The organism is Pedobacter suwonensis (genome assembly GCF_007833675.1).
In the GTDB taxonomy this organism is placed as follows: Bacteria; Bacteroidota; Bacteroidia; order Sphingobacteriales; family Sphingobacteriaceae; genus Pedobacter; species Pedobacter suwonensis.
The window spans coordinates 5,286,167-5,302,876 of sequence record NZ_CP031708.1 but is presented as its reverse complement, the minus strand read 5'-3'; the positions used below and the strand labels follow the sequence as shown (position 1 = coordinate 5,302,876).

The 16,710-nt window shown below is 41.6% G+C and carries 9 protein-coding genes; 3 read left to right on the top strand and 6 right to left on the bottom strand.

The genetic code is table 11. The features are described 5' to 3' along the window. Window positions 1–18: 18 nt before the first annotated feature. From DV942_RS21750 to DV942_RS21725, 6 genes are all read right to left on the bottom strand, one after another. Window positions 19–600, bottom strand: a complete 582-nt coding sequence (locus tag DV942_RS21750) for an RNA polymerase sigma factor (protein WP_145861030.1) — start codon at window positions 598–600, stop codon at window positions 19–21. Window positions 601–1,028: 428 nt separating this feature from the next. Next, a complete protein-coding gene (locus tag DV942_RS21745) occupies window positions 1,029–2,870 on the bottom strand; it encodes a beta-L-arabinofuranosidase domain-containing protein (protein ID WP_145861028.1) in 1,842 nt (613 codons plus the stop codon). A gap of 533 nt (window positions 2,871–3,403) precedes the next feature. After that, window positions 3,404–5,344, bottom strand: a complete 1,941-nt coding sequence (locus DV942_RS21740; RefSeq protein ID WP_145861026.1) for a glycoside hydrolase family 97 protein — start codon at window positions 5,342–5,344, stop codon at window positions 3,404–3,406. A gap of 40 nt (window positions 5,345–5,384) precedes the next feature. Beyond that, on the bottom strand, window positions 5,385–7,526 hold the full coding sequence (locus tag DV942_RS21735; RefSeq protein WP_145861024.1) for a glycoside hydrolase family 43 protein: 2,142 nt from the start codon (window positions 7,524–7,526) through the stop codon (window positions 5,385–5,387). Then, window positions 7,516–9,132 carry a glycoside hydrolase family 43 protein gene (locus DV942_RS21730; protein WP_222431132.1) on the bottom strand — a complete coding sequence of 539 codons (1,617 nt, stop codon included), beginning with the start codon at window positions 9,130–9,132 and terminating at the stop codon, window positions 7,516–7,518. Before DV942_RS21730 ends, DV942_RS21735 begins: the two co-directional genes overlap by 11 nt. 140 nt (window positions 9,133–9,272) lie before the next feature. Beyond that, complete coding sequence (locus DV942_RS21725; protein ID WP_145861021.1) at window positions 9,273–10,907, bottom strand: alpha-L-fucosidase; 1,635 nt, start codon at window positions 10,905–10,907, stop codon at window positions 9,273–9,275. A gap of 547 nt (window positions 10,908–11,454) precedes the next feature. On the opposite strand from DV942_RS21725, the gene DV942_RS21720 reads away from it, so the two are divergent. From DV942_RS21720 to DV942_RS21710, 3 genes are all read left to right on the top strand, one after another. Next, window positions 11,455–12,030: an RNA polymerase sigma factor gene (locus tag DV942_RS21720; RefSeq protein ID WP_145861019.1), complete on the top strand. Its 576-nt coding sequence runs from the start codon at window positions 11,455–11,457 to the stop codon at window positions 12,028–12,030. Window positions 12,031–12,097: 67 nt separating this feature from the next. Further along, entirely contained in the window at window positions 12,098–13,231 is a 1,134-nt protein-coding gene (locus DV942_RS21715; protein WP_145861017.1) for a FecR family protein, read from the top strand. Window positions 13,232–13,384: 153 nt separating this feature from the next. Continuing rightward, complete coding sequence (locus DV942_RS21710; protein WP_145861015.1) at window positions 13,385–16,705, top strand: SusC/RagA family TonB-linked outer membrane protein; 3,321 nt, start codon at window positions 13,385–13,387, stop codon at window positions 16,703–16,705. Window positions 16,706–16,710: the final 5 nt, after the last annotated feature.

Genomic DNA, 16,710 nt, shown 5'->3' with positions numbered 1-16,710 from the left:
TAATTTTAAAATAAATTTTTATTTGGAAAGAAGATATAAAATCAATGGCAGTCCTGCCCCTAATTTACCCTTCAAAATTTTGAGTGCCCTGGTAATATGGGCTTCGACTGTTTTTTCAGATATATTTAATTCCTCAGCGATTGCTGCATTTGATTTGTAGTCTTCCCTGCTCATTTTAAAAATCAGCCGGCATTTAAGCGGAAGCCCGTTAATATGTTTGTCTAATTCCTGTCTGAGTTCCCGTTCTGAAAACCATAATTCAGTAGTATCCATCCCCTGTTCTGCAATCTCCTCAAGTGATTTTTTTTTGGCCTCATGAAAATATCCTCTACTTTGCTTATTAATCACCTGGTATTTGGTTGCTGCACTTAAATAAGTACGCAGGCTATATTTGATCTGCAGGTTTGAACGCCTTTTCCAGAGACTTAAAAACACCTCCTGTACCACTTCTTCAGCTTCGGCCTGGTTAGACAGACGGTGGTAGGCTACGGCAAATACCTTATCCCAGAACCTGCGGTATATTTCCGTAAATGCACCTTGATCGCCATTTTTGATATGGGAAATTAGCTGGGCATCCGAAAAAGACTCGTAGCTATTCATAGCTTTAGGGAAAGTTTAAGCAAATTAACTTATAAAACATCAAAAACCAACAAACAAAGCTATTATTTCAATGAAAGCTCATTGACTACTAAGAAAAAATAGTGTTGACAGTTAAGATATGTTCATACATACGAAACAAAACTCACTTTATCTTTACTTTAACGGATAGATTGCACCTCTCAGCTTAAACCAATACCTTACTTAGTAGCAAAATAACCGGATTTCATATTTTTTAATTTCCGAAGATGATATTTGCCTGCAAAAAAACATAAAATCTATACTGCATTTATACAAGAATAATACCAGTTAAAATTCCCGTTCCCATCATAAATATCCGGGTATAGGACTAATTTCTATTAAATTCGAATCATCCCGCCTGATACAATTACAAGAGCTGGGATGATCGCCAAAAAAGTTAAGCATTCAGATCAATAATTCCGTAAAGTTGCATATACTCCATAAGCTTGATTGCTAATATCATAAAGTGGGCGCAAGGTAAAGGTATTATTGGCATTGCGGAGTTTGAAAAAATCGTTTCCCTCTTGGTTCATGTTTTTCAGGATTTCCTGCTTAGATCCCTTTAAAACAAATTCTGCGTCAGTTTCTGCAGCCAACAAGGTTGGTCCATAGAAAATGGCAAATACATTTTCGTCATCAGGCAAGGCTTTAAGGTGAAAACGGTAGTGAAAAACCAGTTTGATCTGGTCGCCAGCTTTCCAAGTGCGGTTCAAAGACAAATAAGTACCGGCAGCCGGAGCAGGAGACTCACGCTTTCCATTGATGTAAACCGCTGTCCCTTCTGACCAGCTCGGGATCAGGAGATTTAATTTCAATGCTTCTGTTTTAGCAGATTTTATAGTGAATGTAATCGTAGAATCGGTTGGAAAGTTACCTTCCTGTTGAAGTGCAAATTTCTGTTCTTTCCAGTTCAATGTAGAAGGTACATACAAATTGATCCATACAGAAGTTGCATCATGGTAATAAATCCCTTTATTTAGCGAGGCAAAAGCTTCGATAGATGTTCCGTTACAGCACCTGAAATCGTCTTCTTTTAAGAATTTCTTTTCTCTTGGCGAACCGAGCGGCAAGTGATAAACTACTGCACCAGTACTTCCATTTTGCAGGGCCATTACCGAATTATAAAAAGTATTCATATAAGTTTCAGCATAAACAGGCTGTTGATCCTGGCAAAACAAATAGCTGGTTAGTTTTTGGCTGTTATGAGAAACACATGATTCGGCAATTTCTTTGGTCATCGTATTGCTTAAATGATCCGGAACGCCCCAGTGTTCTGCTGTAAGCGATGTTGGACTGGTTACATTTGGCCGCGGACCGCTGCTAGAACCATTGGCATAAGCATGATGATGCATCAACATATTCCAGAAATTCTTTGATGCATTCAGATAAGCGCTTTCACCGGTAATAATGGCACGTTGTACAAAACCGTTCACCAGCACAAGATGGGTATTGGAATGCAGCCCGGAAAGGATATCCTGATTTTCTGCCAGTGGGCGAAAGAACCAATCCCTATCAAATAGTTTCGCCAGTGCGAGGTGTTCAGGCTTATGGGAAACCTGATACAGGTTGTACATCACCTCATTCATCGGACCGACCTCATTGCCTGGATTAGCACCAACTGTATATAGTATTTTTTCAATGCTTTGCGAATCAAGCCGTGCCATTCTGTTTTGCACATAACTGGCCATTAAATTAACCATAGTATAGGCCTTTTGGTTACCGGTATGCATATAAACATCCAAAAGCCCCTGCATGATTTTATGGTAGGTATAATAAGGCGCCCATACATTTCCGAATGTTTTTTCGAGGGTATCAAAATCACGCTCCGGAAAAGCACTCAGGTAACCTTTACCTAAAGCCTGCTGGCATTTATATAACTCATCAATCATATAAATAAGCCTTTGGCGCAATAATGGACTTTTATGCTGTTCTACCAAAAGTGAAACTGCCGAAAGATAATGACCGGTAAAATGACCACGAAGACCGATATCCGGGGCCTCCCATCCGCCCAAAGGTTTGGCCAGAGAAGGCAGGCCCGCATTGATCTTAAAATTATGCAATAGGCGATCGGGATCGAGTGTTAAAAGGTAATTGGTGTTCAGTTCTTCACGGTCTTTTACCCACGAAGGATCTAGTAAAACATCATTAGCCTGAAAGGCAGATACGCCTCGGGAATATTGAACCGTCTGGGCATGGATATTTTGAGGTATGAATAAATAGATCACTGCAAAGATGATTATTCCAGAACTCATTTTTTTTATAACATTTCTTTTCAAAGGCATCATTATTTATCAAGATTATGTTTTTGATTAAAATCAGACTCGCTGTTAATATTTCTTTAGGCTTGGTACAGACATTTCGATCATAACTCTTGAGGTTGGTATCATAAATATAAAATTGCCATCCTTAAGGATAATCTAACGTGAATTATGGTTATTTATAGTTGACTATAAGGTCATTACAAGATAATCCATCATTGCGAGGCGGGATATGAGCGAGCCGTGTAATTTATTATCAAAAAAGATTGCTTCACTCCTGCGCGAAGTCCCTTCTTCAGTTCGCAATGATGAAGTTAAGAGCCAAAACTCACAATTTATGTATAAAAATCAATATGAGTGACAGATAAATTTTATTATGTAATATTCCTCAAGGAATCGTCATTCCCAACTTGATTGGGAATCTTGGGCGCTTGCATTAAGATTAGCTTCGCTGAGCACTTAGTGGTTCCCGCATTCGTGAGAATGACGACCGCAACATGGGATTCCATAAATGGTCGCAAAACATTTTATTCTACCACCGCTACGAAACCACCACGTGGCAAACAGTTAATTTTAACTGGTTGTCCTTTATGCCATAACTGGTTTTGTGATTTAAAAGATTTGTCATTTTCACCATCCCGGATAATGTTGATGTTTGCTTGCTTTTTGTTCAAAAAGTCTAAATTGAACTGTAATACTTTAGCGTCTTCCTGCCCATTCAGTCCTCCAATGTACCATTTGGCACCACGTCTTCTCGCCATCACCACATATTTTCCCGGAAAGCCACTCAGCAAACGTGTTTCATCCCAGGCGGTAGGCACAGCCTTCAAAAAGTTTTTTGGTGCATCAGGCAGTGCATAATAAGCTTCAGGCCGGTCTGCAAAGTGCTGTAAAGCCGATTCAAAGACAACGGAAAGGGCCAATTCATGACCATAAGAAGTAATATGCGGATGCTGACTGTTAGAAAAGGTAACCGGGGTGTAATCCATAGGGCCAATTACGTTCCTGGTAAAAGGCAAGGTTGTATTGTGTACAGCTGCCTTATTGGTCATTACATCTCCATTATTATACCATTCAGCACCAAAAACGGCTTCCACGCTCATTAAATTCGGATAGGTTCTAGACCAGCCACGTGGGATGGTTGCACCATGAAAATTAACCATCAAATGGTGATCTGCGGCATCTTTCAAAATATCAAGATACAACTTCATCATATCCTGCTGGTCTCCGGCAAAAAAGTCTACCTTAATTCCGTACACCCCTATTTTATTTAACCATTCAAACTCTTTGATGCGTCTTTCCCGGGTTCTCATGCGGTCTACAGGTGTATCCTTTGACCAGTCAGTTGTACCAGAATTGTACCAGATTAAGGGTTTGATGCCTTTTGATTTGGCATAATGAACGGCATCCTCCAGTTTCCCGCCATTGCCCATTACATCCCATTCCCAGTCGATCAGCACATAAGGCCAGCTCATGGTTTTGGCGAGGTTGGTATATTCTACCGCTTTTTGATAGTCTTTAGATCCATGGTTATAAGCCCAGTAAATCCAGGCTACCGCACCTGGTTTGATCCAATCTTTTTGTGCAATACGACTTGGCTCACTCACATCGGTAATCAAGGTAGATTCTACCACAGTTGCCAGGCTTCCGATCATTACAGTATGCCACTGTGACTTCCAGGGTAAAGTGCTAATATCACCTTGTTGCGGAAAGCTTTTCCTTCCTGCCGAGTAGCTGATTTTGTACCGGTTAACATCTTTGTTGTTCACCAATCTGGAAGCTGCATTAAATTCGCTGTTTCCGGCTTCAGAAATGAGATACCACACTGGTGCTTCCTGATGTTTAAACAAGGCAGGGTAAGACCACTCCTGGCTTTTTTCTCCTTTACCGTTATTGCTATAAGGATAAAAATCTTCATAACCCGGATCGTAGGCTTGTACCCAGCGATCTGTCTGTGCCGGAATATTAAAGGTGGTATACTCATCTTCGATATGAACCGGCTGGTCTGACCATTTTGGAAATTCATAACGGAAGGCAATACCATCGTTGTATACCCGGAAAATCACATTCAATGCCTTACCGTTCGCATTGACAAAGTTACAGGTACTTTCATTCGCCTGGTTACTACAAAGCTTTCTTTTACCGCTTATCATTTCATACCGGGCATTCAGCCGTTTAACAGATCCGGCACTTTTTAAGGTGAGGTTTTTAAACTGCTCCTTTTGGGTGGCGATACCGATTTCAGTATCGGAAAGAATCGGCACCCATTTTCCATTGGTTAGATAATATACATCAAACTCCGCAGATGCGCTACTGTCAATTTTTGCCTGTTGATGATATTCCAGCACCAGTTTGATTTTGCCATTGGGCGAAATGATCGGGTAAGACTGTATTTTTTGTGCATAGGCCATACTGCACCAAAGTGAAGTCACCAAAACATAAAGGATAAAGGATTTTCTTAGTATCATTTGATTTGTGTTTTAATATTTTAGGTAATCGGCTAAATGTTTATTCATTTACTACCTGCCAGCTAAAAACGGTTCCGTCTTTGCGGTTCGGTAAAGTACCTGGCCAATCTGCACTATATAATTCTCCCGTATGCGGATCTAAGCCTACAAAACGGTTTGTTTTTAACGACAATAACATACACTGCCCCCTCAACATATCCTGCCATACGAACAGGCTACCTGCTGTTTCTTCCTTGATGAGCCGCACATCGGCAGACAAGCCCATGCTGGTAATCGTCAGGAAACCTGATCCGTTCAGGGCCTGCAAGGCTACTTTCCCCTGTCCGCGATCCAGTACCCTAAACAGGTAGTTGATATCTTTTTCCGGAGAAAAACTTCTGCCCGGACAAAGCATCCCATGTGGATTGGCCCATGCCTGACGGCGATCTGCAAGATTTGTTAACGTAATTACCTGATCCAAAGGCAGATTTTTTGCACGATCGGCCAAAGGTTCTTTCAAAGTAAAATTTTTAAATTGTGCATAACCACCTTCGGTACCTTTGGTATTATAGGCAAAAAGCGCAAATCGGGTACCCTGAAAGGTCTTCAGCTGGAAGGGCAAGCGGATACTGTCGCCAACCTTTTCAAAGGTTTTCCCATCCAGGCTATAGCTCAGCTGTGCGATATCATCATCGAAATTGCCAAAAGCACGCAGGTAGACCCTTGGCGATGTTATGGGTTTATCGATGGTTTTTTGCTGAGACTGGTCGAACATTCTGAACAAATAACGATTACCTTCGCGCAAGATACCGATCCAGGCATAAGGGATGTTCATTAAACCTAAACCTGCAATATCACCATCTTTCAGTTGTTGACCGTTCAATTCCACGTTAGCTTCAGATTCAGGACCAACGCCACGCTGGGTCAGGGTATTTCTTGCCCAAAGGAAATCTTTTGCCGGTAAGGTATGCAGGCGCAGGCTTCCGCCGTTCAACTGCCATTTGCTGTCTACAGGATTATGGTTCCATTGCCATGCAGAGGCTAATTGCGGTGCATCAAAATTGTCATTGCGTTTGTAGGGCGCCTGCGGACGATCGGGTTGAGCCACATTGGGTTTAAACCAGGTACGTGGCGACCTGCCCAGGTTACCTTCAATACCAAAGAAAGGCCAGCCATCTTTCCAGGTAACAGGCGACAGAAAGGTTGTTCTGCCCACTGCCCGGAAATCCATCATCGAAAAGCCCCACCATTCGCCATTGGGCAGATCAACAATACCACCCTGATGCATGGGAACTGATCCAAACAATTGATCGCTTTGCCTGGTCATCGATAATCTGGCATTTGCGGCAGGCAAGGCAGAATCCAGCCACATGTTGTTGGTCAACCAACCAAGCGTTGTTCCCATGGTTTCTTTTGCACTGACCACTGTTGTTTCGTAAGGCCCCTCAATATTGGCGGCACGCGCACATTGCAGGCGACCGTTATCGGCATTGGTAATATAATATTTCCCATTGATTTTGTAAATGTGATTACCTTCGCCCATGGCATTTCCCCGGGGAATGATCACACGGTCGCTACCTTCTACAAAACCGCTTAGGTCAGGTTTTAATTCAATGAGTTTGATTTCCCCGACACCATAAACAACATAGATTTTTCCGTTCTCAAACAGCACCGACAAATCATAAATATGACCTTTCAGCTGGTGCTGTTTCCAAGGCCCGGCCGGATTGGAGGCCGTAAAAATCTGCAGACCATGTTTGTTTACATTGGAAAAAATATAGAAAATTCCTTCGTGGTACCGGATGCAAGGTGCCCATATGCCTTGACCATAGGCTTCTTTCCCATCCTGAAGATTAAATTCCCCTCCCTGCCGAAAACGGTCCATTGCATAACTGATCACTTTCCAGTTAACCAGGTCTTTAGAGTGCAGCACCGGTAATCCCGGTACACTGTGCATGGTGGTACCGGTGAGGTAAAAATCATTCCCTACACGAATGAGGTCCGGATCGGAGAATTCATCATAAAACAGGGGATTGGTATAGGTACCATTTCCATTATCTGCCGTCCAGGAACTTTGGGCATAGCTCCTTGAAGCAATTAAAATGAATAGCAAAGTATAGACGATCAGGTTTAATGACCGGTTAAAATACTGCTGAATAAAAAGTGTAAGGGATTTTTGATGTGTTAATATTTTATTTATCATAATCATAATGAAGGTAATCTACATCAATAGATCCCCCTTTACCAAGAGGATTGTAATTGTAAATGGCAATCCGGTCACCCCGATAAGATCCCCAGCGAAGTTGGTAAGGCTCACCAAATGATTTAAATGTTTTGCCATCCATACTGTAACTAAAGGTACTTTGCCCATCTAAACCCCATACTGATCGGATCCAAACCTCATTACCTTGAATTTCAGGGCCTGTTAAAACCTGATTTTTCGTTGTAAAAGATAACTTCTTGGTTCCGTCGGTACATTCAAACCCAAGCGTAGCATAATCCGGCGCACCAAAATGCGATAAACCAGCTTTTTGCCCACTGGCCATTCCACTAAGATCAAACTTTACGGTAACCGTATTTTTAGATGTGCGGTAAACCCTTTGTGTTAAGGTATTGCCGGCAGAAAGGATATGATCTTTTAGCGGTTTAAATGCATGTAACCGCAACCATCCTTTTCTCTCGGATAATGACCATTGATCTTTTTTGGGCTGGTAGTTCCACTCCCATTGGGGCTGGAGGCTTTTGGCATTAAAATCATCACTGCTTTGCGGATATGTTTTGCGGGTTGATTTGACCGGCATAGGCGCAGACCATACCATTTCGCCAATACCATTGGCGTTAGGTTTTCCGATTACCGGCCAGCCTTCCATCCAGGTTACAGGTAGCAGGCTTAGAATCCGTCCGGACCAATCGCCAGAACCATGGTGGGTCAAGAAGTACCATCCACCGGTTTGGGTCTGTACCAATCCGCCCTGATTGGGCTCATTAAACTCAGGTTGCCCTTCGCTCAGCTGCCGTGGTCCTTCATAAGGCCCCCAGATATTTTTGGCCCTTTCCATCATTAAAACGCGAACGTTATTACGCACCTCACTGAAAAGGTGATAATAATAGCCATTGATTTTGTACAGCTTATTGGCTTCGCTCCCATGTGATTGATAGATTACCTGATCTGAATCTTTGATCAGTGACTTGCCGTCGGCCTTCATTTTAAAAAGATGAATTTTATAGCCATCAGCAAAGTGGGTGCCGATGAGATAGCTCTGACCATCTTCATCCCAAAAAGGGCAGCAATCATCCCAGCCCTTTTCGCCCCATACCTTATGTAAAGGCGTCCACGGTCCTTCTGGCTTAGCTGCAGAACTCATAAAATAACCTTCATCCGGATCACCAAAATAAATCCAGAAACGTTTGTTATGATACCGGATGGCACCTGCCCAGATTCCCTTTCCGTAACGGTCCATCTGCGTATAGTTCATGGCAGGTGAAATTGTACTAATATCTTTAACGGCATGTCCCAGTATCTGCCAGTTAACCAGATCTTTCGATTTCAGGATAACAAATCCAGGCGAATATTGAAAAGTAGAAGAAACCGCATAATAGGAATCACCTACGCGGATGCAATCAACATCGCTGTAATCGCCAGGTAAAACCGGGTTGCGGTAAGTGCCATTGCCCTGATCTCCCCAATTTGTCCAATTGCCCCAGGTGGGTGCATTAACCGGAGATTGTGCGAAGGTAAGAGCAGGCAAAAATAGCATGATGAAAAGCAGCGTAATCGCACGTTTTCGTATCACTTTATTAGCAATCATGTAACGACTTCATTAAATCATTCATGCGCCATATTGGTGCATGAATGATGTGTTTTAACAATTAAGTGAGTAAAATATGATCTGGCTGATTCATTCCAGGACGGAGAGATAACCAACTCATTTAAGGAGTACAATCCTATTTAGACAATAGCGCCGTAAATTTTAAACACATAGGCAATGGAGCCTGGTGCCTGTTCAGGAAGTTTTATTTTTAATCCCTCTCCTGTCTGTTCAAATTCAATTGATCCGGGATAACCCAATAAACTTACCTTTTGTATTTTATTGACTTTATTTGATGCGAGGCTCTCTATCAATGCTGTTCTATCAGAAGGCCAGTCAAGCATGGCTGCAAACAAATCTTTCCCTTTGGTGGTGAAGCGGAAATCCTTTGCCCCAAATTTTACACTACCTTCGTTAAAGCCCTGTACACTTAGTGGCTTTGCGTTTGCAATTGCCGGTCCTTCTCCGAAGATTTTCCATGGTCGCGTACTATAAATACATTCGCTGTTTCGTTGCATCCAATCGGTTATTCCTTCCACTATGGCGCGTTCTTTTTCGTCAATGGTTCCATTTCCCCTTACTGGAATATTCAGCATCAGGTTGCCATTTTTACTGACCACATCCAACAACATATGAATAACGGTTTTGGGATCTTTATACCAGTTGTTATCATAAACCGGACGGTCATAATGCCAGGAACCAATACAAGTATCTGTCTGGAAAGGCTCTTTAGCAATTTCATTGGTTTGCCCACGCTCGATATCCCACACCATACACTTACGCTGTTGTTCATCAAGCACTTTCCCGAATAATACCGCCTCCAGTTTACCATATTTTTTGATACTGGCATTATACATGTGTGCGGCAATCCTTAGTCCGGCGTCGCTAACCGGATATAGAGGTAAAATCGTATCATCAAAGTAGATGACGTCCGGCCCATACTTATCCAACAGTTCAATAGTGCGTTTGTAGAATTTTTCACAATAGGCTTTAGAAGGCAGGGAAACACCATTTACCCAAGCCCATTGACTGTGGATCATCCCGTTATCTTCACTATTTTTACTGAGTGGATGATTTTGAGCATATAGCTCCTGAGGGTCTTCTCCTTCCCACCAGGTTCCTTTACCATCAGCTTTTGTTAATTTTCCATCGTAAGGAATACCGGCCATTGGGCCATGTTTATCAGCACGCTGGGCGGTCTCCATCCAGCTCCAGGCGTGCGCCGCATGCACACTTACCCCGAAGCGCAGGTCATGATTTTTTGCGGCCTTCGCCCAGCCACCAATAATATCCTTTTTAGGCCCCATGCGAACAGAATTCCATTTCTGGTGTGTACTATCATACAGATCCAGGTTATCGTGGTGATTGGCCATGGCCATAAAATATTTGGCGCCAGCCTTTTTGTACAGCCCCACCAATTCTTCCGGATCCCATTGATCAGCCTTCCATTCATTAATCACGTCTTTAAAACCGAATTTAGAAGGATGACCATATTTTTCTAAGTGATATTTATATTTATGTCCGCCTTCCATGTACATTTCGCGGGCATACCAATCACCGAATTCCGGCTGACACTGGGGCCCCCAATGTGCCCACATGCCAAATTTGGCATCGCGAAACCACTCAGGCGTTTTGTATTGAGACAGTGAATCCCAGGTAGGTTTAAACGGACCAGCTGCATAAGGCGCATTAAGCAGCTGGCCTGCATAACTTTTAGATAGATATAGCGATGATAAACTCAAAGCCATACCTTTAATTAAGGTTCTTCTTTTCATGTTGTGTTGTTTTTGGCATAGCTCTATCCGATAAGAATAAGATTCTGCTAATCTGTCTGATCTATTTGGTTAAAATCAAGGAATCATTAGACACCTATCTATCAACCAAAATTAGTTGACTTTAAACCAAAAAAAGAAATAAATAAGACTTTTTTTTGTACAAATCCGACATTCTTACCTCTTTAGCAACAGGGCAAGTATAATACGATTTAAGAAATATTATTAAATTTCATAAATAAAAACACCTGAAATACCACTTTTAACCTTTAGTGCTTACCAGGATCGGTTTAATAATAAAAAATTGATAATCTTTAACTTACAACTGTCGACCATCTTCATATAAATCCATTCCAACCCCTTGCCCTACTTTTATAAAACCTCAAACTATAAGTTTTAAAATAGAACCAAATCCATAAAAGTAAAGTATATTTGAAGATTAAATCCGTATAACCGATTATTGTTGTAGCACTTTTTCTATGTTCGACACATTTGCAAACCATATGGATAAACATTAGATTGTGCCTTTTGTTACCAATCAGAAACCAACATGCCAACACCTTTATTCGTTAGCGACAATGATCTTCTAACCGCTTTAAAAGCCGGAAGAAGCAGCGCGTATAAAGAAATTTACGATCGTTACTGGCAGGTGCTGTACCGTTTCGCACGTAAAATGTTGCAGGATGAAAATGTGGCAAAAGATGTGGTACAGGAAGTTTTCACCATTTTGTGGGCCAAAAGAGAAAGTCAGAATACGGCTGTACCACTTGCAGCCTATCTATATACGCTTACCAGAAACCGCATTCTTGATCTGGTAAAACGCACAAAGGTAGAGAACAGATATTTGGAATCTTTAACCAGCTTTATACAGCTTAATCATGCTACACCAGACCGCTTATATATAGAAAAAGAACTGTATGACCAGATTGAGCGTGAAATTCAGCACTTACCCGAAAAGATGCGACGGATATTTGAAATGAGCCGCAAAGAGTATAAATCCAACCAGGAAATTGCAGATGAACTTCAGATTTCCAACAAGACCGTTAAAAATCAACTCAGCACGGCTTTAAAAACCCTCAGAAACAAGCTGGGCGACACCATGAACACCTATCTTATCTTTTTTTAATTTTTTTTTCATTCCGCATGGGACTTTCGTCCTACTTAGTCGTTAAGCCAGTATCTACTGACCAAAAATGACTGAAGACCAAACTAAATACGCGAAGGAACTGCTTAACCGTTACAACGCAGGTAACTGTACACCAGAAGAAAAAATCCGGATTGACGCCTGGTTTAATGCCTATGCCAATACCATTGCCGATGTTGAACATTCGGAAAATATGGAACTGATCGGACAGGAAATCTGGGCGAAACTTCCTGCAACTGAAGTTTCAGTAAAACGGAAGCTATGGCCAAGATTTGCGGCAGCTGCAGCGGTTGTACTGGTATTGTTCAGCCTTTTTAAACTTTATGAACACAATTTGCCTCAAAAGCAACCGTTGGTGCAAAACAAAAAAGAACAAATAACGCCAGGCACCTATGGCGCAACGCTTACGCTGGCCAATGGAAAGCAAATCAGGTTAAGCCAATTGAAAAATGGCGTTTTTGCTGAAGAGGCTGGTGTAAAAATTACCAAGACGGCCAAAGGCGAATTGGTGTACGAGGTTAAAAATGAAGCCGATAACACCTTAAAAACAAATACCCTGTCTACCGCAAAGGGAGAAACCTTTAAGGTTGAACTTCCGGATGGATCTTCGGTATGGCTTAATGCAGCTTCAAGCCTTACCTACACCACCAATCTTGCTACTGCTGAAATCAGGAAGGTAAAATTAAATGGCGAAGCTTATTTTAAAGTAGCTCATGACAGCGAACATCCCTTTGTAGTAACTACACGCGGGCACGATATAAAGGTATTGGGAACAGAATTTAATGTAAGTTCTTATGAAAATGACAATGAGGAAATAACCACACTGGTACAGGGAAAAATCAGCATGAATACCAACAGGGAAAAGGTTATACTGGCACCAGGTGAAAAGGGAACAGTACGTAATGGAAACATTGAGAAAGCAGCTGCAAATATCGAAGCTGCAACCGGTTGGAAAAATAACGAATTCGTATTTGCGAGTCAGGATATCAGGTACATTATGAAACTGATCGCGAGATGGTATGACGTAAATATTACTTATGAAGGTGAAATACCGTCAGAGAAAATAAGTGGCAGCATTTCGAGATTTGCAGACATTCACAGTGTACTCACCATCCTTCAGGCTACCGGAACGGTTAAGATCAAAACAGCAGGTAACCGCGTAGTCGTATCGGCGATACAATAAGATTAATTTAACTCATGATTATACAAACATTAATATAACAACCTATGGTAAAAAACTAACTTAAAGACCAAGAATTCTAGTTTTTGTAAACTGCAAAAATTACAGAATCAAACCAAGAATCAACTAATCCAACTATCAAACCAAACCAACTTAATGAAGACCAATAAAATGGCTGTGCATTGTGCTGCACGTCCCAGAATTTTGCGGATAGCTACCTTGTTCCACTTCCTGCTCATCTTATCTTTTTTGCAGGTGAGTGCTTATACCTTCGCGCAACGGATTACACTAAACGTTTCTAACCAACCGCTTTCGGAAGTTTTCCGGATGATTAAAAGCCAGACTGGCTATAATTTTGTGTACTCTGATAAAATCATTTCAGATGCCAAACAAATCAGTGTAAACCTGAAAGACCAATCTATTGATGCCACACTAAAATTAATTTTAGACCCGCAAGGTATCAGCTATACCATTCAGGATAAAACGGTTGTACTGACCAGTAAATTTAAACAGAATGATGAAATTGACGGCGTAGTTAGAGATCGCAAAACAAGCAATCCATTACCAGCGGTGGTTGTTTCCATAAAGGGTACTAAATTTCAAACCCAAACAGATAATAACGGCCGTTTCAAACTCAATATTCCAGCAAATGCCAAAGTTTTGGAGTTTAGGTATATAGGTTATAAGACCGCCGAAGTTGAAATTAAAAATGAACGCCATTTCAGTATTTTCTTGGAAGAACAGGCCTTGAGCTTAGACGAAACCGTAGTTAATGGTATCTTTACACAACGCAAAGAAAACTTCACGGGTGCAGCAAATACCTTAACCGGGGCAGAGCTGAAAAAGGTAAGTGCCAACAACGTATTTGCAGCGATCGGCGCCCTTGATCCATCGTTCAGGATAGTTCCCAACAACGTAACGGGCGGTAATATTAACCAATTGCCTAATATTCAACTTCGCGGGGAAAATTCATTTCCAAACCTTTCGGGGCAATTGTCATCTATCCCAACCCTTCCGCTACTGATTTTGGATGGCTTTGAAGTAAACCTTCAACGTATAGTGGATCTGGACATGAATTTAATTAGAAGCGTAACCCTGCTAAAGGATGCTTCTGCTACAGCACTTTATGGTTCAAGAGGAGCAAATGGTGTAATTGTAATTACTACTGTAGCTCCTACTGCTGGTAAACTTCAGGTGAATGTGACCCACGATTTTCGTTTCACAACACCAGATCTTTCCGTTTACCAATTACTTAATTCGGAAGAAAAACTTGACTTTGAAAAACGTGTAGGCTTGTACACAACAAGTGGTGGCTTATTACAGACTTCTTTTGACATGTTATACAATGAACGTTACAAGGCTTATGCAAGAGGCGTTAATACGGATTGGTTATCTATCCCGACACAAAATGGCTATAGTAACCGTACTTCTGTTTATGCCCAGGGTGGTGATACCGTTGTGCGTTATGCCCTACAGGTATCGGGTGACTTTCAGTCTGGCGTGATGAAAGGCCAGAACCGTACCAACTATTCCGGCCAGTTTGATTTAAACTATTTTAAAAAGAAATTTGAGTTCCGGAATTCCCTGCGCGTTTTTCAGAACAAATCTAATGAATCTCCTTACGGAAATTTCGCCGATTACGTAGGAATGAACCCCTACTGGGCACCTTATGATGCAAACGGTAAAGCTAATAGAATGCTGGAAGATCTGAATTTTCTTGGATTTGTTTATCAGACGGCAAACCCACTTTACAACGTAGGTTTTCATTCCATCAACAGCGCTAACTATTTTGGAATTTCCAACAACTTCAGTGCGCGTTATAAACCCACACAATCTATATATATAGAAAGTAGTTTAAGCATTAATAAACAAAGCGGGGGTAGCGATTTATTTTATTCGGCGCAGGATACCAGGTTTAATAATGTTGCTGATCTTAACCTGAGAGGAAGTTATGACCTGACTAAAAATAGTAATATGGGATATGAGAGTTTAACCACGGCCAACTGGAATGCCATATTTGGCAAACATCAAATATTCTCTAACGTGGGATTTAATGCCGCTCGAAGTAGCTCAGCCTATAATTCAGTCTCGGCTACGGGACTGCTAACCGATGCGTTAGATAATATTCTGTTTGCATCCCAGTATCAAGGCAGGCCAGGTGGAGATGAAGGCACTGTGAGTCGTATAGGTCTGGTTTATAGTGGAAATTACATCTATGATGATCGCTTTCTGGCAAGTGTCTCTTACAGAAGAGATGGTTCCTCTCAATACGGTAGTGATAAACGTTTCGGAACATTCTGGTCGGTTGGTGCGGGTTGGAACATCCACAACGAATCCTTTTTTCAAAAAAACGACATGGTCAATCGCCTGAAAATAAGGGGAAGTTACGGATCTACAGGCTCGCTTAATGTACCGGCTTATGCTTCTCAATTCAGGTATAATGTAAATGCCAGCACCGCTTACTTCAATTCCATTGGTGCGATAATGGCGGGCTTAGGTAACGAAAATTTAAGCTGGCAAGATGTATTGAAAGCCAATATCGGGCTTGATGCAGATTTGTTACAAGACCGTTTAAACCTGAGGTTTGAGTTTTACAGAGAAAATACCAAAAGAGCGGTCACTCAAATTACCCTGGCACCTTCGGCAGGATTTGATTCTTATACCGAAAACTTTGGAGAATTATTAAACAAAGGTTTCGAATTTTATGCCCGGTATACCATCCTGCAAAATCCGTTTAGCCGGACGCTATGGACGGTAAACGTAAATGGATTTACGAATAGAAACACCCTCAGAAAAATTTCAAACGCACTTCAATCTTCAAACAATTTGCTTAACAATGGAAATCCTGATCAGGTAAAACCAAATCTGCAACTGGTAGAAGGACAATCACTCAATACCATCTTTGCGGTCCGTTCGTTGGGAATAGATGCCACAACTGGTTCGGAGGTATTCCTGACAAAATCGGGAGAAACGACCTTGGACTGGAATGTAGCAGACAAGGTTCCGGTAGGAATTAGCCAACCCCTTTGGAATGGAAACTTCGGAACAGGCTTCTCACACAAGGGTTTTGAAGTAAACCTGATCTTTAACTACCAGTTTGGCGGACAGATGTATAACCAAACCCTGGTAGACCGGGTAGAATCTGTGAATGCCAAATTTAACGTAGACAGGAGGGCTTACGACCTGGGATGGACCCAACCCGGCGACGTAAGTCAATTCAAGAGGATTACGGCTAATCCGAGCATCACGAAGCTTACTTCGAGGTTTGTACAGGATGATAATAACGTGATCCTAAGTTCGGCATCATTGGGCTATACTTTTTACAAAAACCAATTTTTGAAAAAAATAGGCTTACGCACGTTGCAACTCACCGCTATTACCAACGATCTTTTCAGGATAAGTTCTATACAGGTAGAACGCGGTACAAGCAACCCATTTGCCCGGACATATTCGTTAACCTTAAGAGCAGGCTTTTAATTAAA

Bases quoted from the DNA above. Each gene is read 5' to 3' on its own strand.
- DV942_RS21750 (WP_145861030.1), bottom strand. From the start codon at position 600: ATGAATAGCTACGAGTCTTTTTCGGATGCCCAGCTAATTTCCCATATC.
- DV942_RS21745 (WP_145861028.1), bottom strand. From the start codon at position 2,870: ATGAGTTCTGGAATAATCATCTTTGCAGTGATCTATTTATTCATACCT.
- DV942_RS21740 (WP_145861026.1), bottom strand. From the start codon at position 5,344: ATGATACTAAGAAAATCCTTTATCCTTTATGTTTTGGTGACTTCACTT.
- DV942_RS21735 (WP_145861024.1), bottom strand. From the start codon at position 7,526: ATGATAAATAAAATATTAACACATCAAAAATCCCTTACACTTTTTATT.
- DV942_RS21730 (WP_222431132.1), bottom strand. From the start codon at position 9,132: ATGATTGCTAATAAAGTGATACGAAAACGTGCGATTACGCTGCTTTTC.
- DV942_RS21725 (WP_145861021.1), bottom strand. From the start codon at position 10,907: ATGAAAAGAAGAACCTTAATTAAAGGTATGGCTTTGAGTTTATCATCG.
- DV942_RS21720 (WP_145861019.1), top strand. From the start codon at position 11,455: ATGCCAACACCTTTATTCGTTAGCGACAATGATCTTCTAACCGCTTTA.
- DV942_RS21715 (WP_145861017.1), top strand. From the start codon at position 12,098: ATGACTGAAGACCAAACTAAATACGCGAAGGAACTGCTTAACCGTTAC.
- DV942_RS21710 (WP_145861015.1), top strand. From the start codon at position 13,385: ATGAAGACCAATAAAATGGCTGTGCATTGTGCTGCACGTCCCAGAATT.